The organism is Pseudoalteromonas sp. S1609 (assembly GCF_005887255.1).
Classification (GTDB): domain Bacteria; phylum Pseudomonadota; class Gammaproteobacteria; order Enterobacterales; family Alteromonadaceae; genus Pseudoalteromonas.
Map to the genome: position 1 here is coordinate 82,316 of NZ_PNDJ01000052.1, position 22,575 is coordinate 104,890.

The following is a 22,575-nucleotide window of genomic DNA, read 5'->3' on the forward strand; positions in this document are numbered from 1 at the left end:
CTATAACTTTGTTGCTGCAAGCTTTGCAGCAATAAAGTCTTCATGGGTAACATACAACAAGTTTGCAACACGACGAATAACGTACTCTTCTTGAGGATCAAGTTCACCATCCGCGTACGCCAAGCGCCAAAGTAGCTCAACTATATCAATACGTTGCTGTGCACTGCATTGATTATTAATTTGCTTAGAAAATTGAAAATAATCAATGGCATCATCTAAACTTGAGCTTGCTTGTTCGGTTAACTCATCTACTGCTTCATCAGTTAAATCAAAATATTTTTTTAATGTCAGACTTAGCGTATGTTGTTCATCTGCCTGTAAATCGTTATCCGCTCGCATTACTTCAATTAATAACGCTGCAACCGCTGTTTTTAAATCATGTTGTTCAATATCATAATCTTGCTGATCAATACTCGAAAAAAGCTGTTTAATTTGCTTGAACATCACATTTCCCCTTTTTGGGTGTTAGACTTATATAATAACGGGTGTAATAGATATGCTGATCACACTACCCAATATCAAGATGGAGTTAAAGGTTTATGAGTAGAAAAGCTAATCATTATCTATATGGAAGTATTAGCTGGGTGTTTTTAACAGCATGTTTGAATGTGTCGGCAGAACAAACTGAAATGCAGCGGCTATATGACTTTGATGAAAAGGTGCATTACAAACAAACTCAAATAGACACTAACAACTATCATCTAGAGATCCAATCTGATGACTACCCACATTTTAAAAACCAAAGTGTGTTTTTATTGCGCCACGCTAACCGCTTATGTCGCGATAACCCTTTTATGTTAAAAGTAACCGAAGGGGTGCAAGAGTATGAACGTTTTCCAACTAAACCACGCGCTTATCAGCCACCACTGAGTGTATTTGTGCAGTGTGAAATACCCGCAGAAAAAACCTCAAAAAAATAACCCCTCTTTACTTTTCAGTAAGCCACTGAGTATTAAAACAGCCAGTGGCTTTACTGACGCTGAGTTTAGTTAACGCTATATCCCCACGGCGCAGCCGGTGGTGTGATAGGCTTAGTTAAATCAAAGTCAACGCGGAATTCGCGACCTTGGCGAATGAGTCGGTAAGTAAACTTTTCAGGATAAATATACATTTGCCATGTATTGCCTACCGATTGCGGTATGCCTTGGCTAACAAATAACTCTTTTGAATACTGATCAGCAGGGAATGACTGCATGCTAGCAAAACCCGCATCAAGCGTATGACCACCATACATAGTAGACACATCATCGCTGCCATCTTGATGGCGGTGATCGTGCTTTAAACTCAACCCACTGCCTGTTTTAGTAATGATCCACGTACGTGAGGCATCATCACCCACATGAAACGGCACTTGTAGCTCACGTTCATTACACTTACGCACATGCATAACTAATTTTTTATCGGCAAATGAACTCGGACCTGTGGCATTATCAACCGTTACTTTACCTTCAAAAGCTTTACCACAATGGGCAGCAATGTTATCAAAAAAGCCATCATGGCTTGGAATTGATACTAAAGGTGCTGGGCGTGCTATTGCAGCGGTTGATGCAAGCATTAGTGTTGCAGCTGTTAATAATTTCATAATGTATCCCTAAACATGTAAAAAATTAGCTTAGCGTTTAAACAAACACAAAGACAGTAATCACGATGAACAGCATCTGACAGCAATAAAAAACGCGGCTTATGCCGCGTTTTACTATCTAGTATCTTTTAAATTATTCACTGCCAAGGACGCTCAGCGGCAAGTTTTGCTTCAAACGCATCAATTTGCGGATTTAGGGTCTCGGTTACACCAATAAAGTCTAAGCCACTTAATAAACGCTCTTTCACATCATTGCGAATATCAAAGCTGATTGGCGCAAATTTATTGCTGCATAATTGCTGGTTTTCAAGATCCACATCAATGTAAATATCGTCATGCTGCTCACTTAACACAAATAAGTCTTCTAAGATTTGCGCTGGCAGTGCGATAGCAAGCATTTGGTTGTTGCCACAGTTATTAAAGAAAATATCAGCAAAGCTTTCAGCTAAAATTACTTCAAACCCATATTGCTTTAATGCCCATGGTGCGTGCTCACGTGATGAACCACAACCAAAGTTATCGCGGGTTAGTAGTATTTGCGCTCCTTGATAGCAAGGACGGTTCAAAATAAAATCAGGGTTTGCCTCACCGTTATCTAAATAGCGCCAATCGTAAAATAGCGCAGCATCAAAACCATCACGGCTGGTTGAAGTTAAAAACTGCTTAGGAATAATTTGGTCGGTATCGACGTTGTTTTTATCAAGTGGGGCCATTAAGCCACTAAAATAGATGCTCATTAGGCTTCTCCTCTAATATCAACAAAGTGGCCATGTATTGCTGCCGCTGCCGCCATTGCTGGGCTCACTAAGTGTGTACGCCCGCCTCGCCCTTGGCGTCCTTCAAAATTACGGTTAGATGTAGATGCACAGCGTTTACCTGCGCCTAAACGGTCGTCATTCATTGCTAAACACATAGAACAACCTGGCTCACGCCATTCAAATCCTGCAGCTTTAAATATGTCGGCAAGGCCTTCGTCTTCTGCTTGTTGTTTAACCAAACCTGAGCCAGGAACAATTAATGCTTCAATACCTGCAACCACTTGCTTGCCTTCAACAATTTTTGCAGCGGCGCGTAAATCTTCAATGCGGCTGTTGGTGCATGAGCCAATAAATACTGTGTCTACTTTGGCAGTTGATAACTTATCGCCCGCTTTTAAACCCATGTATTTAAGTGCACTACGAATGGCATCAGCTTTAATTAAATCAGTTTCTTTGTCTGGATCTGGAATACATTCGTCAACGCCAATCACTTGCTCTGGGTTAGTCCCCCAGGTGATTTGTGGTTGAATATTAGCAGCATCTAGCTCTACCTCTAAGTCAAAGATTGCGCCATCATCAGTTTTTAAGGTTTCCCAGTAGGCAACAGCGGCGTCAAAATCAGCGCCTTTTGGTGCAAATGGACGCCCTTTTAAGTACTCGTAAGTGATTTTATCTGGGGCAATTAAACCTGCCTTGGCACCCATTTCAATACTCATGTTACACAACGTCATGCGCGCTTCCATCGAAAGCGCCTCTATGCCTTCGCCACAAAATTCAGCCACATAACCCGTACCGCCAGCAGTGCCTAGTTTACCTATAACCGCCATAATTAAATCTTTAGCAGTTACTGTTGGGCGTAACACACCGTTAATTTGAATTTTTAACGACTTAGCCTTTTTTTGCTGTAGCGTTTGCGTAGCTAATACGTGCTCAACTTCTGAGGTTCCAATACCATGGGCAAGCGCTCCAAACGCGCCGTGGGTTGAGGTATGACTATCGCCGCATACTATGGTGGTGCCTGGCAAAGTGATCCCTTGCTCTGGGCCAATCACATGTACTATACCTTGATTTACTGAATTTAGGTCGTACAGCAAAATACCAAATTCTTTACAGTTTGCATCCAGTGCCATTAGTTGATTTTTAGAGACTTCGCTGGCTGCATCTAATGAACGGCTTTTAGTTGAAACATTATGATCCATGGTCGCAATGGTTTTTTCTGGACAGCGCACTTTACGATTTTTTTCACGTAAACCTGCAAATGCTTGTGGCGACGTCACTTCGTGTACTAAATGACGGTCAATATAAAGTAAATCGGTTTGCTCGTTGATGCTGGCAACCGTGTGTGCTTGCCAAATTTTATTGTATAAAGTTTGAGCCACTTGCTAACTCCCTGATCTGATTGAGCCACAGCCTAACGGTGCTGTGGCTTTAATAGTTAAATGCGTGAAACAATAGCCGCTGCAACATCGGTGGTGGTGTAGCCGCCCTGCGGATAAATATCAGGCGTCCCCACACCCGCTTCAACCGCCTCTGCAACTGCTTTTTCAATGGTGCGAGCCGCTTCATCTTGTCCTAATGAATAACGTAACATTAATGCGGCACTTAAAATTTGTGCAATAGGGTTAGCGACCCCTTTTCCGGCGATATCGGGCGCTGAGCCACCCGCGGGTTCATACAAGCCAAAGCCTGATTGATTTAAGCTAGCCGAAGGTAATAGCCCCATAGAGCCGGTGATCATCGCGCATTCGTCCGATAGAATGTCGCCAAATAAGTTATCGCACAGTAATACATCAAACTGGCTAGGCTGTTTAACTAGCTGCATCGCTGCGTTATCTACATAAATGTAATCTAAGCTCACTTCAGGAAAGTCTTTACTGACTTCGGTTACCACTTCGCGCCACAGTACGCTTGATGCTAAAACATTGGCTTTATCAACCGAGGTTACATGATTGCTGCGCAATTTAGCGGCCTCAAAAGCAAAACGTGCAATACGCTCAATTTCTTTACGCGAGTATGTTTGGGTGTCAAATGCCGCTTCTTCAGCACCTTCGCCACTGCGACCTTTTTCACCAAAATAAATACCGCCAGTTAGCTCACGCACACACAAAATATCAAAGCCTTTTTCGCTAATATCAGCACGAAGTGGTGATGCAGCGCTTAATGCGGGTAACAATTGAGCTGGGCGTAAGTTACAAAACAAACCAAAGTGCTTTCGTAGTGGTAACAATGACGCGCGCTCTGGTTGATCATTCGGTGGTAAATGCTCCCACTTAGGGCCACCCACGGAGCCAAATAAAATAGCATCGGCGTTTTCACAGGCTTTTAAAGTTGTATCAGGAAGTGCTTTGCCAAATTCATCAATGGCTGCGCCGCCAATCGCGTGGTGCTCACGGTTCAGAGTAAAACCAAATTTATCACTGACTGCGTCAAGTACTTGCTCTGCAGCTGCCATAACTTCTGGGCCAATACCGTCGCCTGCTAATACGGCAACGCTGTAATGTGTTTTACTCATCCTGCTTTCCTTTGTTGTTTTAAATCAGACACTTTTTGTGCTCGATAAATTAAGTTATAAACCCGAACCATAGCTCGAACAGAGGCTTCGACCACATCGGCCGCAATACCAGCACCGTGATAGGGACGACCATCATATTTAGCAATAATATTCACTTGCCCTAATGAGCTGGCGCCTTGGCCGGTTGCCTCTAAATTGTATTCAATCATTTCAACGCTCATACCTGTTAAGCGCTCAATAGCAGCAAACGAAGCTTCAACAGGGCCATTACCTGTGGCCGCTTCTTGTTTTGCTTCGCCATCAATCAGCAAGCCTATGGTTGAGCTGGCCACCGATTGTGAATTAGACGCAGAGTTAACAAACTCTAACTGGTACTTCTCGTCTTTGTCGTTAATTTGATTAAAGTAAATCATGGCCTCTAGGTCATAGTCGTATACTGTGCCTTTTTGGTCAGCCAGCGCAACGAAACTTTGGTATAAGCTATCCATGTCGTAATCTGATTTTTGATAGCCTAATTCTTCTAAGCGGTGTTCTATAACATGGCGGCCTGAGCGTGAGGTCATGTTTAACTGATTACTTGGTACGCCAACACTTTCTGGTGACATAATTTCATAAGTGTTTTGCGCTTTTAATACACCGTCTTGATGAATACCTGAGCTGTGAGCAAACGCATTTTCACCAACAATCGCTTTATTTGGCTGTACCGGCATATTACAAATTTTGGCCACTTGACGAGAGGCGCGATAAATTTCTTCGCTTTTTATGTCGGTATATACGTTTAAGTGGTCTTTACGCATTTTCATGATCATTGCCACTTCTTCAAGTGAACAGTTCCCCGCACGCTCACCTATACCATTAATGGTGCATTCAATTTGGCGTGCACCGGCTTGCACTGCGGCCACGGAGTTGGCAACGGCTAAACCTAAATCGTTGTGGCAATGCACACTTAAACGCGCTTTATCTATATTTGGCACGTTATTCATTAAATGACGGATCATTGCTGCGTATTCATCTGGAGTTACAAAGCCGACTGTATCTGGCAAATTAATGGTTGATGCACCGGCGTTAATTGCTTGCTCAACAATTTTGCATAAATCCCAATGCGGTGTACGCCCAGCATCTTCACACGAAAACTCAACATCATCGGTATAGTTACGCGCTAATTTAATAGATTTAACAGCCATTGCAGTGGCATCATCAAGACTCATACGCAACTTGTGTTCAAGATGAAGCGGGCTGGTGGCAATAAAAGTATGAATACGGCTTTGCTGTGCAGCGCGCAGCGCATCGCCACAGGCCTCGATATCTTTGGCAACCGAGCGAGCTAAGCCACAAATAATAGGGCCTTTAACCTCGGTGGCAATACGTTGCAATGAGCGAAAGTCAGCTGGGCTCGACACCGGAAACCCCACTTCCATTACATCCACATTTAAGCGGCTAATGGTATGCGCCAGTTGAACTTTATCGTCTTCTGTTAGGCTTGCTTTTAGTGCCTGCTCACCATCACGTAAGGTGGTATCAAAAATCCATACTTTATCTTGCTGTTGCATAACTGCCCCTCAATTCCTGTATTACCCAAATTTCTATTTATCCCTGCAGCGAGATAAAAAAAACCCCGCGGTTGCGGGGTTTTTAATGTTTAACTCAATGCAAACACACTAATCCCCGCTCACTTGCCGCAGCAGTAAGAGGTTTAGGTTTAGTGTAATTAAGCGAATAGTTTGCATCTGTTTTCTTGTGTGTGTGTCCAATGAGGCTTATTTTTATCATTGCAACGCAGTTGGCGCAAGCATAAAAATACCAAACAAATAATTAAAGGGGACTTTATGGGGATTTAAAATTCAAATAAAACTTGTAAGCAGAATAAAACATCCAATTTAAACCTGTAGCAGGCTTAAATTAATAAGCGCTGTAAAATACAGCGCTTATTTTAACTTTTTTTAATATCTATTCTTTATTTTCAGCACGTACGTAATTTGACGCGCCGCGCGTAATATAACGTAACTGCCATATAACTCGCTCTATCAGTTCATCGCGTTGCTGACCTTCAATATCAAGCGCTTCAGCGCCTGCATTAAATACCAAAGTAACCATGGCTTCTGCCTGAATATACGCATGAATAGCATCGCAGGGGGTTTCACTTTCTAAATAATGTGCGAGCTCTAAAATAAAGTGTTTCACTTCACGCGCCACTGCTGCTCTAAATGCTTTTGAGGTACCTGAACGTTCACGCAACAAAAGTCTAAACTGATTGCTTGAGTTATCAATAAACTCCATAAAAGTAACCACAGAGGTGTTGATTACACTGCCACCACTGGCTATTCGTCTGCGTGCTTGGCGCATCAGCTGGCGTAGGGTTAAACCCGCTTCATCAACCATGGTTAAGCCCAACTCGTTCATATCTTTAAAGTGACGATAAAAAGAGGTAGGCGCAATACCTGCTTCGCGTGCAACCTCACGCAAGCTTAAATTAGAAAAGCTATGATCAGCACTAAGCTGATTAAATGCAGCTTCAATTAATGCTTGTCGTGTTTTTTGTTTCTGTTGTGCTCTAACACCCGACATCAACAGCTCCCTGAGTGAGTTTGTAATAAATTTTTAATTAAAAAAATAGCTAATAGTACAGTCTAATACTTGACGGCAGCAGATTGAAATATTATTTTAGCTTACAGTTGTACGCTGAGAAATGATAAACATGAAAAAACCACCAATTATATGGACCAACGTCCTTTTCTTTAGCCTGACGTTTTTGGCTGCTATTACACTTGTACCTTGGTATGGGTTTAACTATGGCTTTACAGGCACGCAGTGGGTTGCTTTTGTAGCTTGCATGTTTTTTGCGGGATTATCGATCACCGCGGGCTACCACCGTTTATGGGCACATAAAACCTATAACGCACACCCTGCGGTTGAATTTATTTTTGCCCTTGGTGGTGCTTTTGCGCTACAAAATAGTGCGCTGCATTGGAGCAGCGATCATCGAATTCACCATGGTCAAGTTGATGACCCAGTTAAAGACCCTTATGCCGCCACTAATGGCTTTTGGTACAGTCACATTGGCTGGATGCTTCGCGACTACCAAGGCGACAGCTACGATGATTACAGCAACTGTCGTGATTTACAGCGAAATAAAATTGTTATGTGGCAGCACAAGCATTACTTAAAATTGGTAATTGCCATGAATGTTGGTTTACCGCTAGTACTCGGCTTAATGCTTGGTGATGTATGGGGCATGTTACTGTTAGCAGGCTTATTGCGTTTAGTGCTGAGTCAGCACTTTACCTTTTTTATTAACTCAGTAGCACATATTTGGGGTTCACGTCCTTACACTGAAAAAAATACCGCGAGAGACAATGGCTTTTTAGCACTGTTTACCTACGGTGAGGGTTATCATAACTTCCATCATATTTTTGCCAGCGATTACCGCAATGGCATTAAATGGTTTCATTACGACCCAACAAAATGGATGATCCGCTCACTCGCAGCCATTGGTTTAGCGAGTAAATTAAAGCGCACACCGGTTGAGCGCATTGAAAAAGCTAAAGCAGAAACCTTAATGAGTAAAACACAAGGTCGTCTTGCAAAATTGCCTTTAGCGCAAGATAAGCTTACATTATTACAACAAGAGTACGATTTGCTGCTTAAAAAGCTGCAAAATTATTGCTCATTACAAAAACAAGTGTTGGAAGCTAAAAAAAATAATATGGCAAAGCAGTGTGAAAAGTCGGCATTAATGGCACAATATCACGAGCTTGAAGCCGCCTGGGAAACACAAAAGCAGGCATGGCTAGCACTTAATGCGAGGTTATTAAAAGCCTCTTTTAGTTAAAATAGGAGTGGCTGTGGCCAAACAACCAGAAAAGAAAAAAGTACCCGTGAGCTACCAATATGATGCAATCATTATTGGCACGGGTCCTGGCGGTGAAGGGACCGCTATGAACCTCTCTAAAAGCAACAAAAAAGTAGCGGTTATTGAACGTCAAACTGCTGTTGGCGGTGGTTGTGTTCACTGGGGAACCATTCCTTCAAAGGCACTTCGTCATTCGGTTAGTCGCTACATTGAATACAAAGCAAACCCTTTGTTTAACGTAGGCGAGCGCCCAGTAAGACTTACTTTTCCTGATATTTTGCGCCATGCCAGTTCGGTAATTTCAAAGCAATCAAACTTACGCAGCAGCTTTTACGATCGTAATCGCATTCATATGTTTCAAGGCGATGCTAGCTTTGTTGATAAGCACACTATTGAAATTAGACGTAATGACGGTTCAACTGAACGCCTAACTGCACAAACTATTGTTATTGCTACCGGCTCACGACCTTATCGCCCACCAGGTGTTGATTTCACCCATTCGCGTATTTATGAAAGTGACACAATTTTAGGCCTTGAACACGACCCGCATCGCGTACTTATATACGGCGCGGGTGTAATTGGTTGTGAATACGCATCTATCTTCAAAGGGCTAGGTGCAAAGGTTGATTTAGTAAATACTCGCGATCGCCTACTTGCGTTTATGGATGCTGAAATATCTGATGCGCTTAGCTATCACTTTTGGAATAGTGGCATTGTTATTCGTCATAACGAAGAATTTGATCGCATTGAAACCCGCGATGACTGTGTTGTTATGCATTTAAAATCGGGTAAACGTGTAAAGGCTGACTGTATTTTATTTGCCAATGGCCGTACTGGTAATACTGATACATTGAATTTAGAAGCAATTGGCTTAAAAGCAGATAGCCGCGGACAAGTAAAAGTAAACGAAACCTACCAAACAGAAATAGACAACGTATATGCGGTAGGCGATGTTATTGGCTACCCAAGCCTTGCTAGTGCTGCCTTTGACCAAGGTCGAATTGCAGCAGATGCCATCGCTTGTGGTAACTGCGATGAAAAGCTGATTATTGATATCCCAGCCGGTATTTATACTATTCCTGAAATGAGTTCAGTAGGTAAAACAGAGCAGCAATTAACTGCCGCAAAAGTACCGTACGAAGTGGGACGTGCGCAATTTAAACACTTAGCACGTGCACAAATTGCAGGTACCGATGTGGGTAGTTTAAAAATATTGTTCCATACAGAAACCAAGGAAGTACTTGGCGTGCACTGCTTTGGTGAGCGTGCCTCTGAGATTGTTCACATTGGCCAAGCTATAATGGAACAAAAAAATGGTGGCAATACCATCGACTACTTTGTAAATACTACGTTTAACTACCCAACAATGGCAGAAGCTTATCGAGTTGCGGCATTAAATGGCTTAAACCGCTTGTTTAAGTAAGTGCTTAAGTAAAATAGTTTGCACAAAAAAGCCCGCTAATTAGCGGGCTTTTTATTGTTAGTTCATAACTTACTTGTGATATTGCGCACTTAGCTCATGCACAGCGTTAATAAATACACCCGCATTTTCTGGGTCAACATCTGGTGTAATACCATGCCCTAAGTTAAATACATGACCATTGCCAGTGCCAAAGTCTTCTAAAATCGTACCCACTTCTTGGCGAATACGATCTGGCGTGCCGTGTAGCATTGAAGGGTCCATATTGCCTTGTAGCGCCACTTTATCGCCAACACGACGTTTTGCATCACCAATATTAATAGTCCAATCTAGGCCTACTGCATCACAACCTGTTGCTGCAATTGCCTCAATCCATTGGCCACCATTTTTAGTGAACAAGGTAACCGGTACTTTACGGCCATCATTTTCGCGAATTAAACCATCAACGATTTTATGCATATACTGCAGTGAAAACTCATTGTAGTCACGCGGGCTCAATACACCGCCCCATGAGTCAAATATCATCAGTGATTGTGCACCCGCTTTAACTTGCGCGTTTAAGTAATCAATCACTGAATCAGCTAGCTTATCAAGTAGTAAATGCAGTGTTTGTGGCTCAGCAAATGCCATTTTTTTGATTTTACCAAAAACCTTACTACTTCCGCCTTCAACCATATAAGTTGCAAGTGTCCAAGGTGAACCCGAGAAACCAATTAATGGCACTTCACCTTTAAGCTCACGACGAATAGTGCTTACAGCATTCATTACATAGCCAAGCTCATCGGTAGGATCAAGTTTAGGAATTTTTTTAACATCGGCTAATGATGAAATTGGGCGTTCAAACTTAGGGCCTTCACCCGTTTCAAAGTACAAGCCTAATCCCATTGCATCTGGAATAGTTAAAATATCACTAAATAAAATAGCGGCATCTAATGGGTAACGACGCAGAGGCTGTAATGTTACTTCACAGGCTAACTCAGCATTTCTACACAGGCTCATAAAATCGCCCGCTTGTGCACGTGTAGCACGGTATTCAGGTAAATAACGTCCAGCTTGACGCATCATCCATACTGGCGTGACATCAACAGGTTGCTTGGCAAGGGCACGTAAATAACGGTCGTTTTTTAATTCGCTCATAGCGTATAGAGTCCTAGGGCTTTTAGAAATTGTGCAAGATTGTACCACCATATTTGCCCCCCCTCTATCGCTAAGCGATTAAATCGCCACAGAGTAGCGCCAGATCAAGTAATTTTTTGTTTTCATTTCGTTTTGTACACAAAACAACCAAGCAAACGTTAATAGTAAAAACTTTTCATTAAACTATTTGCAACATTTATAAAAGCTTGATATTGTTATTCCGCGTTAACATAACAATAACAATAACAATAATCGTTAATATAAAAATAATAAAAATCTCTAATAAAAATAAGAATGCTTGTTTAAACAAGTCTAGTAAAGAAATTAAACCACCGTAATTGGTGGTTTTTTCTTTCCTGCAATAAATACTTACAACTTATACCCGTAAACAAAACCCTCTGTGGTACTACATCTATTTTACTTGTTGATATACACGCCAATTAAATATATCTTGGATGATAGAAACTTTATTACCAATTTAAAATCCAACCCAGCTTAGGAGAAGAATTATGCTGAAGCGTGTAGAAAAAGCTCAACAAAAGTGGGGGGGTAGCCATACGGTCATCGACAATTGGTTAAACGAACGCCAAGAGCTGATTGTACTTTACTGTAAAATTGCAGGCTTTTCACCTTACGAGAAAAAAGATCAGTCTTTGCCTGAACCGTCTCAAATTCAAGCTTTTTGCCAAATATTGATGGATTACCTATCGGCTGGGCACTTTGAAGTGTACGACGATATTGCTAAAGCTTGCGAAAAGAAAGGCCTAGAAAGCCAACAACTGGCAAATACTATATACCCACGTATTTCAGATACCACAGACATTGCTCTGGATTTTAACGATAAATACGCTGAAGTAGACGCTGAAGATTTATTAGTAGGATTTGATAATGACCTATCGGTAATGGGTGAAGCACTGGAAGCGCGCTTTGCACTTGAAGATGAGTTAATTGATAACTTATATTCTAATCACGCAGATTAATCAGTTATTCAGTGCAATAAAAAAGGGACCTAGGTCCCTTTTTTGTTTTATATAAATACTTATTCTGCAGCGGCAGCTTCTGCATCATTTTGAATTTCTAATAACTCAACTTCAAAAATAAGTGTTGAATTAGCAGGAATTTTACCTAAATCACGGTCACCGTAAGCAAGGTCTGAAGGAATGGTAAATTTGTACTTAGAACCTACAGGCATAAGCTGTAAGCCTTCAGTCCAACCAGGAATAACACGGTTTAGTGGGAAAGTTGTTGGCTCGTTACGTGAATAAGAGCTATCAAATTCAGTACCGTCTAAAAGAGTACCTTTATAATGTACTTTAACCACGTCAGTCGCTACTGGCTTAGCGCCTTCGCCTTGGCTCAATACTTCGTACTGTAAACCAGACTCAGTAACCATTACGCCTTCTTTGTTAGCATTCTCAGCTAGGTATTTCTCACCCTCAACTTTGCTTTTTTCAGACTCAACCTTTGCTTTTTCTTCTTGTTTAGTGCGCACTGACTCATCTAATGCTGTTAATACTTCACGAATTTTTTCTTCGTCAATTTTAGCATTACCGGCAAGTGCATCTTCAAAACCACGCATTAATAATGCTTGATCTAATTCGATACCAATTTCTTTTTTATCCGCTAGGTCTTTATTTAAAAAGTTACCTACAGATGCCCCAATACCGTAAGCTTGTTGTTGCGCTACAGTATCTAGTTTAACGTCTGCTTGCTCTTTTTTTGCTTCTTGATTACAAGCTGTAAGCGCTAAAACTGACGCTGCAATCAATGACAATTTAATCGTCTTTCTCATTTTAAATCTCCGACACACTTTGCAGTTGTCATTTATTGTAATATTACTAGTTAAAGATTAACGGCCTACATGGTAGGCTGCTTGTTTAATAGCTAAACTAAAAACATATCCAGTGATTAGACAAACAACCTAGGCGTTTTTCGCAACCTAGTCTAACCTCTCAGTCACGAAGAGTTAAGAGGAAATACCTGTAATATGTCGTTATTTCGTACTTTTTTAGTTGCTACCTGCTGTTTATTAACAATTGCATGTAGTGATGAAAAACAACAAGCAGTGGCTAGTTTTGAGCACACGGCACAAGGTGCTTTCTCATCCGCACTCTCGCATGATGGTCAATACAGCTTAGTGTCTTCTATCAATCATGGGGTCGCACTTTGGGATAATCAACAGCAAGCCCTTAAATACCAATGGTTTCAACAACAAGCGCAAGACAGCCTTGTTTACGCTGTAGCCATTGCTTTTGATAATAGCGTGGCTGTTACCGCCGAAAAAACCACCTTCGCCGTTTGGGATATTGCCACAGGCAAAAATAAAGGCTTTTATAAAATACAAAAAGCCAGCATCCGCGATATTGCCATTAGTAACCAAGGCAACAGTGTTGTGTACGGGCGCAGCGATGGCGTTGTAGTATTTATAAACCTTAACACAGGCAGACGCATTGAATTTTTAGGCCACCAAGATAAAGTAAACACCGTAGACCTATCACCTAATGGGCGCTATGCATTGAGCGGCTCAAACGATTATGTGGCCTACTTATGGGATACCCAAAGTGGACAAGTTATTCATCGCTTTAATCACCCAACCCGAGTAACCCGAGTCGCTTTAGATCCTCAAGGGCGTTATGCTTTTACCGCCGACAGTATGGCACAAGCAAATGTATGGAAGCTGACTACAGGTGACCTTGTTAGTAAACTAAAGTATATTGCGCGTCAGAAAATTTTTACTGCGGTGCGCTTTAACGACCAAGGCACTTTATTAGCAACCGGTTCACCGAACAAACGAGTGGATTTATGGCAGCTAAATAGTGGTGAAAAAATTCAAACATGGCAAGTGACCCCGCGAGAAGGCAGCAAGCCAAAATCAGCAGTGGTACTTGATGTGACATTTACAGATAACGGTAAATCATTGTTAACTGAAAGCTCAAGCGGAATCGCTGAGCGCTTTATTATACGAGAACCAAATGAACACAATTGAACATCGGTTAATGGAACTTGAGGCTAAAGTGGCTTTTCAAGACGAAACGATTGAAATTTTAAATGATGAAATAAAAGTTCACCAGCAACAGTTGGCAAAAATAAAGCGCCAAACCGAGTTGCTGGCTGAAAAACTGAAAGAATCGCAGTCATCGCAGCCTATGATGTCGAATATGCCAGAGCCACCGCCGCCGCATTATTAAGCACTACTAGCAAGGCGCTAGTCGCCTGGATTAAACACGCCAATGATCTGTTCAAATTGGCGTGTTGATGCCTGTACTGCTTGCTCTGGTTGAGCCATTTTATGACCACACTGCATACATTCAACTTTTTCTACGTCGTGCTCTTTGTAAAGCATTAACATATCCATAGTTTTACACTCAGGACACGTTGCTCCAGCAATAAATCGTTTTTTATGTTTCACTTCGCTTTTCCTACCGTTTTGACTAACGTTATTTTATCGCAATATTTACCTACTTGATACGATTGATATGGCTAATAAGATCCGTGTTATAATGGCGGCAATTCAATCAAGGCACAGTAAAGTAACGTATTTATGATCCAAATCTCAGAAATAGAACTGCTTCGCGGTGGCAAAGCTTTATTAAAAAATGCATCAGCTACACTATTCCCAGAGCACAAAGTAGGCCTTGTTGGTGCCAATGGCTGTGGTAAGTCAACGCTATTTAGTTTATTAAAGTCTGAGCTTTCGTTGGATGGCGGTAATTGCAGTATTCCTAAAGATTGGTCACTGGCCTCAGTAAAGCAAGAAACCCCCGCCCTTGAAATAAGCGCCATAGATTACGTACTGCAAGGCCACCCTGAATACTACGCACTAAGAATTGCGTTGCGTGAAGCCGAGCAAAATAACGATGGCGACACTCAAGCTAAGGTGCATATTCAGCTTGAAAATATTAAAGGCTATAGCATTGAAGCCAAAGCAGGTGAGCTGTTACATGGTTTAGGCTTTGCTAATAATCAAATAGAAAACCCGGTAAGTGCATTTTCGGGTGGTTGGCGCATGCGCTTAAACTTAGCCCAAGCGCTTATTCGCGATGCCGACTTACTGTTACTGGATGAGCCAACAAACCACCTAGATTTAGATGCCGTGTATTGGCTCGAGCGTTTTTTACGTGCCTACACCGGCACGCTAGTACTTATTTCTCACGACCGTGAGTTTTTAGATGCTGTGGTTGATCAAATTTGGCATATAGATAAACAACTTATTAATGTGTACAAAGGTAACTACTCGCAGTTTGAACGCCAAAAAGCTGAGCGCCTATTGCAGCAGCAAGCCATGTTTGAAAAACAACAAGAACAAATAGCGCATCTTGAGCAGTTCATTACCCGCTTTAAAGCCAAAGCTAGTAAAGCCAAACAAGCACAAAGCCGTGTTAAAGCGCTAGAGCGCATGGAAAAACTTGCCCCAGCACATGTTGACTCGCCATTTGATTTTGAATTTGCTGAGCCAACCGCCCTGCCCAATCCGCTAATGACACTCGACAAAGCCAAAGCCGGTTATGGCGATGTCACCATTTTAAACAGTATTAAGCTGAACTTAGTACCAGGCAGCCGTATTGCACTACTGGGTAGAAATGGCGCAGGTAAATCAACACTGATTAAATTACTATCAGGTGACTTACAACCTCAAGCAGGTGAAGTGTTTCAGCATCAAGGCTTAAACATTGGCTACTTTGCGCAGCATCAACTGGAGTCTCTAGATTTAAAAGCCAGTGCCGTCACCCACCTGCAACGCTTAAACCCAAAAGCCAGCGAACAATCATTGCGTGACTTTTTAGGCGGTTTTGCCTTTGTAGGCGATAAAGCACTCGACCCTGTAGCTCCCTTTTCTGGCGGTGAAAAAGCCCGTTTAGTACTGGCTATGTTGGTTTATCAAAAACCAAATTTACTACTACTCGATGAGCCAACCAACCACCTTGATTTAGAAATGCGCCACGCTTTAGTTATGGCATTACAAGGCTTTGAAGGCGCTATGGTCACGGTATCGCATGACCGTCATATGCTTAAAAATACCGCCGATGAATTTTATTTAGTTGATAATGGCGAGGTCACCCAATTTGGCTACGACCTAGATGCATATTATCAGTGGCTGCTTAATGCTAATAAAGAAGCCGCTAAAAACGACACCGACGAAGAGCCAAAAGCCCATTCACAAGTTAACCGTAAAGAGCAAAAGCGCTTAGAAGCCGAGTTTAGAAAAGCGATTCAGCCGCTGAAAAAGCAAATTGAAAAACTTGAAAAGCAATTAGATAAATTTGCTGCAGAACTAGCTGACGTTGAAGAGGCGCTAGGCGATAACACTCTCTATAACGACGAAAATAAAGGCAAGCTTAAAGAGTTAATTACTAAACAAGCCACACTTACGCCTAAGCTTAACGATGTTGAAGAAGAGCTACTTATGGCCCTTGAAGAAATGGAACAAAAAGAGCAGGCATTCGCCGATGAACTTACTTAAAAGCAACGATTTTTGGCAGTTTGCATGTAACCTTTATAGCAAAGGTGACATGCAAACGCGCCTGTTGGATTATCAAAACCAGCTAGGTAAAAACGTCAACCTATGCTTGTTGCTGTATTACTTAGATTCTCTCAATCTAGCTATTAACCAAACACAGCTAAACAAGCTTGAACAATCAATTAGTGAGTTTGATAAGCTGGCATTGAAGCCTCTACGAGCCACACGTGCCTACTTAAAAGCCAATCAAGCCGAGATTACAGATTACGCCGCAATTCGAAAAGCACTTCTCGGTGCCGAGCTAAAATTAGAAAAGCAGCAACAAATAATATTGATTGATGAAGTTAATAGTATGAATTTAACACCTTGTGCAACGCCCAATAACAGCGATAAATATTTGGCATAATTTTTCACTGTTAATTTCATCAGATCATAAAGCCATTTATATTATGAATATTAGCTCTTATATTCATGTTTACTTTTATACACCAAGCTATATATCTTTAGTTTTGTATTGAAATACCTCTTCTAAAGGTAAGTTAAAAACTAAAGAAATTTTAAAAGCCACCTCTAAAGTGGGTGAATATTTATTTGCCTCAATTGCCATTACCGTTTGCCGCGTTACGCCAATAGCATCTGCTAACTGCTTTTGCGTCATTTCATCGCGTAAAAAGCGTAATGTTCGAATAGAGTTAGTTATTGCATACTCACTCATAAATATCACCCGTTCTGCCTTTATAAAGCTGCGCTATGTAATTGACTATTTCGGCAATCAAAAAAGCGCCTACCATGATATGCATTGGTAAATATGGAATATTATATTCGATAGCTGGGCCCCAGTTATTAGCTTCAATTTGATATTGAAAAATAGCAACACAAATTCCCGCCTGTAAGATTATGGCCTTGTATTTATAACCCACTAAATTTATTTGCTTTTCTCTCACATCAGGTGGCTGATTTAATTCATTATCACTGATAAATGCAAGTAATAAATAGCTCAATACTATAAGTATCACAGAATAAATTAGCACCTGTAGCAATAAGCCAGATAACCAAGAAACAGAACTAAGCTGCTGCGTACTCGCATCCATTAGGCTGTTTACATAAAAGTAAGATATGTACACGCTTACTAGTAAATCGATACTCAGCGTCAGTTCTCTAAAACTTATACTTTGTAAAAGTTCTTTAAAGTGCTCTGAACGAGTCATATAAAGCTAACTCCAAGTAAAATATTTTTGACTTTTAAACTATAAGTTCACTTTTTAGCCATGTCAAATATATTTAACACTAGGTTTGTTTTGTTTAACCTAAAACAAAGCAACGGTTATTCAAAGCTGAACTTTGCTGACCATCTTTATTATAAAAGTGATTAAAAAATCGCAGATAATTTACTAAAAAGTGCAAAATCGACTTAACTTTATTGATCAAAATCAACATCTGCATTGCCCATTTTATAATCTGTAAAATAGCTTGATCTGGATCATATCAAGTACCACTGAGCCAGCCTATGATTACCCTATAGACATCAGGAGGCAATTATGGACGTATTCTTTAGAGATTTTTTTAGCGACCCAGTACTATTTTTATCATTTGGATTTTTAGGCGTCGTTATTAGTTTATGCCTCTTCTTTGTGTATTTTTTCATGAAAAAAGTACACGATGCAGACATTAAAGAACAGCATTAAGCACGACGCACAAAGCGCCTTATTAGTTTACTGATTAGGCGCTTTTTATTTTTAAATATAAAAAATTTGCTACACTAGCGCTTCGTTAATTGCAAAGTGCGTAGTACAGACATGATCCCTAAGTTCAAACCCGCATGGTGGATGACCAACCGACACGTTCAAACCATAATACCGCGTTTTTTCCGCCCTTTTCATCATACTCGCTACGAACTTGCGCAACTTGATACGCCCGACGGAGACTTTATTGAGCTTGCTTGGTCACTTCCGCATAACGAAAAAGCACCACTCGCAGTGGTACTTCATGGGCTTGAAGGCAACATAAACAGTTTTTATGCCAAAGGCATGATGAAGGCATTAAAAAAGCAAGGCTTTGCTGTCGCATTGATGCACTTTAGAAACTGCTCAACCGAAGTAAACCGCTTACCCAGAGCCTACCATAGTGGCGACACCGCCGATTTAGCTTTTTTTATAAATCATTTAAAACAACAATTTCCAAATCGCCCTATTGTAGCGGTGGGTTTTTCATTGGGTGGTAATGTACTCGCTAAGTATTTAGGCGAAGAAAACATTCACTGCCCGCTTAACGCAGCTGCCGTGATATCTGCGCCCTATGATTTATCATCATCTAGTGATGTTATTCGTAAAAGCTTAGGTAAAATTTATCAAAAATATTTGCTCGATCGAATGAAAAAGTCGATGCAACGTAAATTACCGCAAATTAAACAACAGATACCGATCACCACTGATCAATTAATGGAAATTGACGATTTATTAGAGTTCGATAACCAGCTTACAGCACCGTTGCATGGCTTTGAGAATGCACACGATTACTACAAAAAAGCCAGTGCGATGCCGTACTTAAAAGATATTGCGACACCTACACTGATTATCCATGCCAAAGACGACCCTATGCTGTCGATTAAAGCGGTTCCAAGTAGTCAGGATGTAAGTGAGCATGTTACGCTGCGTATCTCTGAAAAAGGCGGCCACGTTGGTTTTATTAGCGGTAACAACCCGTTTAAACCGGTGTATTGGTTAGAGCAAGTGGTGCCTGATTATTTTAAGCAATGTGTATTTAATAACACCGATAAAGAGTGACTATGATTATTCCTTTTGAACAACTTGATAAAGACACACTGTACAACCTAATTGAAAGCTATGTACTGCGTGAAGGCACAGATTATGGCGAACAAGAATTCAGTATTGAAAGTAAAGTGGCGCAGGTAAATCAGCAATTAAAAAGCGGCGAAGCTATGGTGTTTTTCTCTGAACTGCACGAATCGGTCACCATAATCTCTAAAAGTGAATTCAAAGCACTGCAAAGTGAAGCGCAATTCGACGAGTAAACTTGTCAGACACGACGTAAAAATAGACAATGGTTTTTTTAACTCAAAGAGCCATTATAAATGATAAAACTAAGCTCACTAGTTGCTGCAATGTCGATTGCATTAACCGGCGCAGTCAGCGCTGAAATAACCCCTTCAGATAAAGCAATTAAGCTTGCTCACGATACCATTTTAATCGACACTCACATTGATGTACCTTACCGCATTCATGATAAATGGGCGGATGTAACTAAAGCCACTGAGGGCGGCGATTTTGATTACCCTCGTGCAGTAAAAGGCGGTTTAAACGCGCCATTTATGTCGATTTATATTCCTGCTCATTTAGAGTTTGAAGGCAAAGGAAAAAGCTTCCAATTAGCGAATCAATTAATTGATGGTATGGAAGCGATTGCGTTTCGTGCTCCAGATAAGTTTGCCATTGCTGACTCAACACAAGACATTGAGCAACAGTTCAAGGACAATAAAATATCAATCGCCATGGGCATGGAAAACGGATCGCCTATCGAGGGCGAAATGAAAAACCTACAACACTTCTTTGATCGTGGCGTACGTTACATCACCCTAGCTCACTCGCAAAGCAATCATATTTCTGACTCATCATACGATATTCGTCGCAAGTGGAAAGGCTTAAGTCCATTCGGTAAAGAGCTAGTAAAAGAGATGAATAACATCGGCATGCTGATTGATGTATCGCATATTTCGGACGATGCATTTTATCAAGTAATGGAATTGTCTAACACACCCGTTATTGCATCACACTCTTCACTACGTAAATATACGCCTGGTTTTGAGCGTAATATGAATGACGACATGCTGTTAGCCCTTAAGAAGAACGGTGGTGTGATTCAAATTAACTTTGGCTCAAGTTTTGTTACTTCAAAAGCCGGAAGTTGGTACGATCAATTCAAAAGTAAAAAGCAAACAATTACTGAAGAAGGCAAAAAAGTAGCTAAAGATTTTGATGCTATGTACCGCGCTAAAAATCCATTCCCATTTGCTAGCCTTGAGCAAGTGCTTGATCATATTGATCACGTTGTGAAGCTAATTGGTATCGATCATGTTGGTATTGGCTCTGATTACGACGGTGTAGGTGACTCACTGCCTATCGGCTTAAAGGATGTATCTAGCTACCCTAACCTAGTTCAAGGTTTGATTGACAGAGGTTACAGCGATACCGATATTAAAAAGATTTTAAGCGGCAATACACTAAGAGTGTGGAAGCAAGCTGAGCAATACGCAAAATCGCATTAAGCTTTATGCGCTAGGCTTAGGTCTAGCGCTTTTAGCCACTTAAAACACCGTATTTCGCCACTCACGCCCCGCCTTCTTAATTAATCCGTATATTTCATCTTCATTTAACACACTTTTTAACAGACTTATATTTCGAAAACAGATAAATTACCCATTTTAGAGGCAGATTATTTTATGACTATAAACAAAGGAACTATTGCGATTACTATAGCAACACTTGCCTTGGTAATTTCATGCTACGGAACATTTTTTAAAAATCAGCCCAGTTCGCTTAATAAACCCAAGCAGCAACAGCTAAGCCCCACAGTTTCTATTATTACTCCTACAGAATACCAGCAATCAAATGAAGCCTTAATTGACGAACTAAGCAAGAAAGTAAGTTCGCTACAACGCCAATTAGCTAACTTAAAACTACACGCTAATGGCTCTTATCAAGAACAAGATACCGACGAATTTAAGGAACTTGTTCTTAACGTACTTGAGGAAAAGCAGCAGCAAGAAGCTGAGGAACTGCGCGAACAAAATCCTCTTTATGGTTTTTATGCAGATTTACCAGAAGACTATGATTTAAGGATCAAATCAGAACCAGATTATGCTAAACAAATAAACTCTCAATTAAGAGAGCAAACTTTAGATCCAAGCATCTCTGATTTAAATAGGTTAGCTGCACTTAGCCAACTGCAAATGAATATGTATATTCTAAATAAATCTACTATGCCTGAGTATGACTATGAAGTAGTAGGTAACATTTTAAATTTAGCGAACAACAGTAGTGACGAAAAATTTAAAATTCAAGCTGTTGAGTTAACAACTCAAACACCGGTACTTGATTACCGCCTTGCAGAACAATTTACAAACTTGTTAGAGCGAGACACGAATGATTATATCCGTCGCTTAGCTGCACAAGGGTTGATGGCGCAATACTACCAAGCTCAAAATAAGCAAGATGGATATACGAAGCAAATGGCGCAGCATCTACTTTCAGTTTATAACAATAGCTCTGACAATGCAGTCAGAGCAACGCTTGACGAAATGATGGGTAACCAAGATATGCTTGATGAGTTACGTAAGAATGCTGGTTACTAACTGATTAAGTTCATGCTCCTGCTCTGTTACAGCGATAACATTAATACTTTTACTTCAGACATTAAAAAACCCGAGGCTAAGCTCGGGTTTTTTTAATGCTTAATGCATTACAACAGTTGATTACTTAACGATAATTGCCACAAAGCACCTACGCCTAAGGTAAGAGCGCCACCTTCATGCTTTATCCTCTAAGTTCGATAAAACTTAACTCAAGTGACAATGTTAAAATTAACACCGAGCTGCTTTACCTAAAACTTTCAACCTTGCACCTGCAACCTGTATTTTATTGCAGGTATTAAAAAACCCGAGACTAAGCTCGGGTTTTTTTAATGCTTAATGCACTACAACTGTTGATTACTCAACGATAGTTGCAACAACACCAGCACCAACAGTACGGCCACCTTCACGGATAGCGAAACGAAGACCTTCGTCCATCGCGATTGGCGCGATTAGAGTTACTGTCACCTTGACTATATCCCCAGGCATTTCC

At 40.9% G+C, this 22,575-nt stretch carries 25 protein-coding genes; 12 read left to right on the forward strand and 13 right to left on the reverse strand.

The window, feature by feature from the left end; translation table 11 throughout:
* Nucleotides 1-444 carry a tellurite resistance TerB family protein gene (locus CWB76_RS13890; protein ID WP_138608384.1) on the reverse strand — a complete coding sequence of 148 codons (444 nt, stop codon included), beginning with the start codon at nt 442-444 and terminating at the stop codon, nt 1-3.
* Nucleotides 445-539: 95 nt separating this feature from the next.
* Here CWB76_RS13890 and CWB76_RS13895 point away from each other — a divergent pair, with 95 nt between their 5' ends.
* Nucleotides 540-920 (forward strand): hypothetical protein, encoded by a 381-nt coding sequence (locus CWB76_RS13895; RefSeq protein ID WP_138608386.1) that lies wholly within the window; start codon nt 540-542, stop codon nt 918-920.
* Between the two features lie 65 nt (nt 921-985).
* On the opposite strand, the gene CWB76_RS13900 is transcribed toward CWB76_RS13895, so the two are convergent.
* The 6 genes from CWB76_RS13900 to fabR form a co-directional block, all read right to left on the reverse strand.
* A complete protein-coding gene (locus CWB76_RS13900) occupies nt 986-1,582 on the reverse strand; it encodes a hypothetical protein (protein WP_138608388.1) in 597 nt (198 codons plus the stop codon).
* 137 nt (nt 1,583-1,719) lie between these two features.
* Complete coding sequence (gene leuD / locus CWB76_RS13905) at nt 1,720-2,319, reverse strand: 3-isopropylmalate dehydratase small subunit (RefSeq protein ID WP_138608390.1); 600 nt, start codon at nt 2,317-2,319, stop codon at nt 1,720-1,722.
* Nucleotides 2,319-3,719 (reverse strand): 3-isopropylmalate dehydratase large subunit, encoded by a 1,401-nt coding sequence (gene leuC, locus CWB76_RS13910; RefSeq protein WP_138608392.1) that lies wholly within the window; start codon nt 3,717-3,719, stop codon nt 2,319-2,321. Before leuC ends, leuD begins: the two co-directional genes overlap by 1 nt.
* Nucleotides 3,720-3,775: 56 nt before the next feature.
* A complete protein-coding gene (gene leuB, locus CWB76_RS13915; RefSeq protein ID WP_138608394.1) occupies nt 3,776-4,852 on the reverse strand; it encodes a 3-isopropylmalate dehydrogenase in 1,077 nt (358 codons plus the stop codon).
* Nucleotides 4,849-6,402 carry a 2-isopropylmalate synthase gene (leuA, locus tag CWB76_RS13920; protein ID WP_138608396.1) on the reverse strand — a complete coding sequence of 518 codons (1,554 nt, stop codon included), beginning with the start codon at nt 6,400-6,402 and terminating at the stop codon, nt 4,849-4,851. Before leuA ends, leuB begins: the two co-directional genes overlap by 4 nt.
* Before the next feature lie 397 nt (nt 6,403-6,799).
* Nucleotides 6,800-7,417 carry an HTH-type transcriptional repressor FabR gene (gene fabR, locus CWB76_RS13925; RefSeq protein ID WP_008114202.1) on the reverse strand — a complete coding sequence of 206 codons (618 nt, stop codon included), beginning with the start codon at nt 7,415-7,417 and terminating at the stop codon, nt 6,800-6,802.
* Nucleotides 7,418-7,547: 130 nt separating this feature from the next.
* On the opposite strand from fabR, the gene CWB76_RS13930 reads away from it, so the two are divergent.
* On the forward strand, nt 7,548-8,681 hold the full coding sequence (locus tag CWB76_RS13930; RefSeq protein WP_008114204.1) for an acyl-CoA desaturase: 1,134 nt from the start codon (nt 7,548-7,550) through the stop codon (nt 8,679-8,681).
* Between the two features lie 13 nt (nt 8,682-8,694).
* On the forward strand, nt 8,695-10,125 hold the full coding sequence (sthA, locus tag CWB76_RS13935) for a Si-specific NAD(P)(+) transhydrogenase (protein WP_008114205.1): 1,431 nt from the start codon (nt 8,695-8,697) through the stop codon (nt 10,123-10,125).
* 69 nt (nt 10,126-10,194) lie between these two features.
* On the opposite strand, the gene hemE is transcribed toward sthA, so the two are convergent.
* On the reverse strand, nt 10,195-11,259 hold the full coding sequence (gene hemE, locus CWB76_RS13940) for a uroporphyrinogen decarboxylase (RefSeq protein WP_008114207.1): 1,065 nt from the start codon (nt 11,257-11,259) through the stop codon (nt 10,195-10,197).
* Nucleotides 11,260-11,768: 509 nt separating this feature from the next.
* Here hemE and rsd point away from each other — a divergent pair.
* Nucleotides 11,769-12,239, forward strand: a complete 471-nt coding sequence (rsd, locus tag CWB76_RS13945; RefSeq protein ID WP_138608398.1) for a sigma D regulator — start codon at nt 11,769-11,771, stop codon at nt 12,237-12,239.
* A 59-nt stretch (nt 12,240-12,298) separates the two neighbouring features.
* Here the strand turns inward: rsd and fkpA are convergent, their stop codons facing one another.
* The gene (gene fkpA, locus CWB76_RS13950) at nt 12,299-13,051 is read right to left on the reverse strand and encodes an FKBP-type peptidyl-prolyl cis-trans isomerase (protein WP_138608400.1); all 753 of its coding nucleotides are present in this window, start codon (nt 13,049-13,051) and stop codon (nt 12,299-12,301) included.
* Nucleotides 13,052-13,246: 195 nt separating this feature from the next.
* Between fkpA and CWB76_RS13955 the strand changes: the two genes are divergently transcribed.
* Together CWB76_RS13955 and CWB76_RS13960 are read left to right on the forward strand one after the other, a co-directional pair.
* Nucleotides 13,247-14,245, forward strand: a complete 999-nt coding sequence (locus CWB76_RS13955) for a WD40 repeat domain-containing protein (RefSeq protein ID WP_138608402.1) — start codon at nt 13,247-13,249, stop codon at nt 14,243-14,245.
* Nucleotides 14,232-14,447, forward strand: coding sequence for a SlyX family protein (locus CWB76_RS13960; protein WP_008465625.1), 216 nt, complete (start codon nt 14,232-14,234; stop codon nt 14,445-14,447). The genes CWB76_RS13955 and CWB76_RS13960 overlap by 14 nt, the downstream gene beginning before the upstream one ends.
* Before the next feature lie 17 nt (nt 14,448-14,464).
* Here CWB76_RS13960 and CWB76_RS13965 read toward each other — a convergent pair whose 3' ends face one another.
* Complete coding sequence (locus CWB76_RS13965; protein ID WP_008114218.1) at nt 14,465-14,668, reverse strand: YheV family putative zinc ribbon protein; 204 nt, start codon at nt 14,666-14,668, stop codon at nt 14,465-14,467.
* A 132-nt stretch (nt 14,669-14,800) separates the two neighbouring features.
* Between CWB76_RS13965 and CWB76_RS13970 the strand changes: the two genes are divergently transcribed.
* On the forward strand, nt 14,801-16,720 hold the full coding sequence (locus tag CWB76_RS13970; protein WP_138608404.1) for an ATP-binding cassette domain-containing protein: 1,920 nt from the start codon (nt 14,801-14,803) through the stop codon (nt 16,718-16,720).
* The gene (locus CWB76_RS13975; protein ID WP_138608406.1) at nt 16,707-17,123 is read left to right on the forward strand and encodes a TIGR02444 family protein; all 417 of its coding nucleotides are present in this window, start codon (nt 16,707-16,709) and stop codon (nt 17,121-17,123) included. Before CWB76_RS13970 ends, CWB76_RS13975 begins: the two co-directional genes overlap by 14 nt.
* Nucleotides 17,124-17,210: 87 nt before the next feature.
* Here the strand turns inward: CWB76_RS13975 and CWB76_RS13980 are convergent, their stop codons facing one another.
* Both CWB76_RS13980 and CWB76_RS13985 read right to left on the reverse strand, forming a co-directional pair.
* A complete protein-coding gene (locus tag CWB76_RS13980; protein WP_010392331.1) occupies nt 17,211-17,432 on the reverse strand; it encodes a helix-turn-helix transcriptional regulator in 222 nt (73 codons plus the stop codon).
* Nucleotides 17,425-17,925 (reverse strand): hypothetical protein, encoded by a 501-nt coding sequence (locus tag CWB76_RS13985; protein WP_138608408.1) that lies wholly within the window; start codon nt 17,923-17,925, stop codon nt 17,425-17,427. The genes CWB76_RS13980 and CWB76_RS13985 overlap by 8 nt, the downstream gene beginning before the upstream one ends.
* A gap of 588 nt (nt 17,926-18,513) precedes the next feature.
* Here CWB76_RS13985 and CWB76_RS13990 point away from each other — a divergent pair.
* The 4 genes from CWB76_RS13990 to CWB76_RS14005 all read left to right on the forward strand — a co-directional run bounded on the left by CWB76_RS13990 (nt 18,514) and on the right by CWB76_RS14005 (nt 22,085).
* Nucleotides 18,514-19,500, forward strand: a complete 987-nt coding sequence (locus CWB76_RS13990; protein WP_138608410.1) for a hydrolase — start codon at nt 18,514-18,516, stop codon at nt 19,498-19,500.
* A 2-nt stretch (nt 19,501-19,502) separates the two neighbouring features.
* Nucleotides 19,503-19,748 carry a YheU family protein gene (locus tag CWB76_RS13995; RefSeq protein ID WP_008114225.1) on the forward strand — a complete coding sequence of 82 codons (246 nt, stop codon included), beginning with the start codon at nt 19,503-19,505 and terminating at the stop codon, nt 19,746-19,748.
* A 60-nt stretch (nt 19,749-19,808) separates the two neighbouring features.
* Nucleotides 19,809-20,999 carry a dipeptidase gene (locus CWB76_RS14000; RefSeq protein ID WP_138608412.1) on the forward strand — a complete coding sequence of 397 codons (1,191 nt, stop codon included), beginning with the start codon at nt 19,809-19,811 and terminating at the stop codon, nt 20,997-20,999.
* Nucleotides 21,000-21,173: 174 nt separating this feature from the next.
* Complete coding sequence (locus CWB76_RS14005; protein ID WP_138608414.1) at nt 21,174-22,085, forward strand: hypothetical protein; 912 nt, start codon at nt 21,174-21,176, stop codon at nt 22,083-22,085.
* Between the two features lie 354 nt (nt 22,086-22,439).
* On the opposite strand, the gene CWB76_RS14010 is transcribed toward CWB76_RS14005, so the two are convergent.
* Nucleotides 22,440-22,575: EF-Tu C-terminal domain-related protein (locus CWB76_RS14010; RefSeq protein ID WP_502704766.1), on the reverse strand; the 136-nt coding region annotated here is incomplete at its 5' end.

Bases quoted from the DNA above. Each gene is read 5' to 3' on its own strand.
- rsd (WP_138608398.1), top strand. From the start codon at position 11,769: ATGCTGAAGCGTGTAGAAAAAGCTCAACAAAAGTGGGGGGGTAGCCAT.
- CWB76_RS13995 (WP_008114225.1), top strand. From the start codon at position 19,503: ATGATTATTCCTTTTGAACAACTTGATAAAGACACACTGTACAACCTA.
- hemE (WP_008114207.1), bottom strand. From the start codon at position 11,259: ATGAGCGAATTAAAAAACGACCGTTATTTACGTGCCCTTGCCAAGCAA.
- CWB76_RS13990 (WP_138608410.1), top strand. From the start codon at position 18,514: ATGATCCCTAAGTTCAAACCCGCATGGTGGATGACCAACCGACACGTT.
- CWB76_RS13895 (WP_138608386.1), top strand. From the start codon at position 540: ATGAGTAGAAAAGCTAATCATTATCTATATGGAAGTATTAGCTGGGTG.
- CWB76_RS13970 (WP_138608404.1), top strand. From the start codon at position 14,801: ATGATCCAAATCTCAGAAATAGAACTGCTTCGCGGTGGCAAAGCTTTA.
- CWB76_RS13955 (WP_138608402.1), top strand. From the start codon at position 13,247: ATGTCGTTATTTCGTACTTTTTTAGTTGCTACCTGCTGTTTATTAACA.
- CWB76_RS13930 (WP_008114204.1), top strand. From the start codon at position 7,548: ATGAAAAAACCACCAATTATATGGACCAACGTCCTTTTCTTTAGCCTG.
- CWB76_RS13980 (WP_010392331.1), bottom strand. From the start codon at position 17,432: ATGAGTGAGTATGCAATAACTAACTCTATTCGAACATTACGCTTTTTA.
- CWB76_RS13975 (WP_138608406.1), top strand. From the start codon at position 16,707: ATGAACTTACTTAAAAGCAACGATTTTTGGCAGTTTGCATGTAACCTT.
- leuB (WP_138608394.1), bottom strand. From the start codon at position 4,852: ATGAGTAAAACACATTACAGCGTTGCCGTATTAGCAGGCGACGGTATT.
- CWB76_RS13900 (WP_138608388.1), bottom strand. From the start codon at position 1,582: ATGAAATTATTAACAGCTGCAACACTAATGCTTGCATCAACCGCTGCA.
- leuD (WP_138608390.1), bottom strand. From the start codon at position 2,319: ATGAGCATCTATTTTAGTGGCTTAATGGCCCCACTTGATAAAAACAAC.
- fabR (WP_008114202.1), bottom strand. From the start codon at position 7,417: ATGTCGGGTGTTAGAGCACAACAGAAACAAAAAACACGACAAGCATTA.
- fkpA (WP_138608400.1), bottom strand. From the start codon at position 13,051: ATGAGAAAGACGATTAAATTGTCATTGATTGCAGCGTCAGTTTTAGCG.
- CWB76_RS13985 (WP_138608408.1), bottom strand. From the start codon at position 17,925: ATGACTCGTTCAGAGCACTTTAAAGAACTTTTACAAAGTATAAGTTTT.
- leuA (WP_138608396.1), bottom strand. From the start codon at position 6,402: ATGCAACAGCAAGATAAAGTATGGATTTTTGATACCACCTTACGTGAT.
- CWB76_RS13960 (WP_008465625.1), top strand. From the start codon at position 14,232: ATGAACACAATTGAACATCGGTTAATGGAACTTGAGGCTAAAGTGGCT.
- CWB76_RS14005 (WP_138608414.1), top strand. From the start codon at position 21,174: ATGACTATAAACAAAGGAACTATTGCGATTACTATAGCAACACTTGCC.
- CWB76_RS13890 (WP_138608384.1), bottom strand. From the start codon at position 444: ATGTTCAAGCAAATTAAACAGCTTTTTTCGAGTATTGATCAGCAAGAT.
- CWB76_RS14000 (WP_138608412.1), top strand. From the start codon at position 19,809: ATGATAAAACTAAGCTCACTAGTTGCTGCAATGTCGATTGCATTAACC.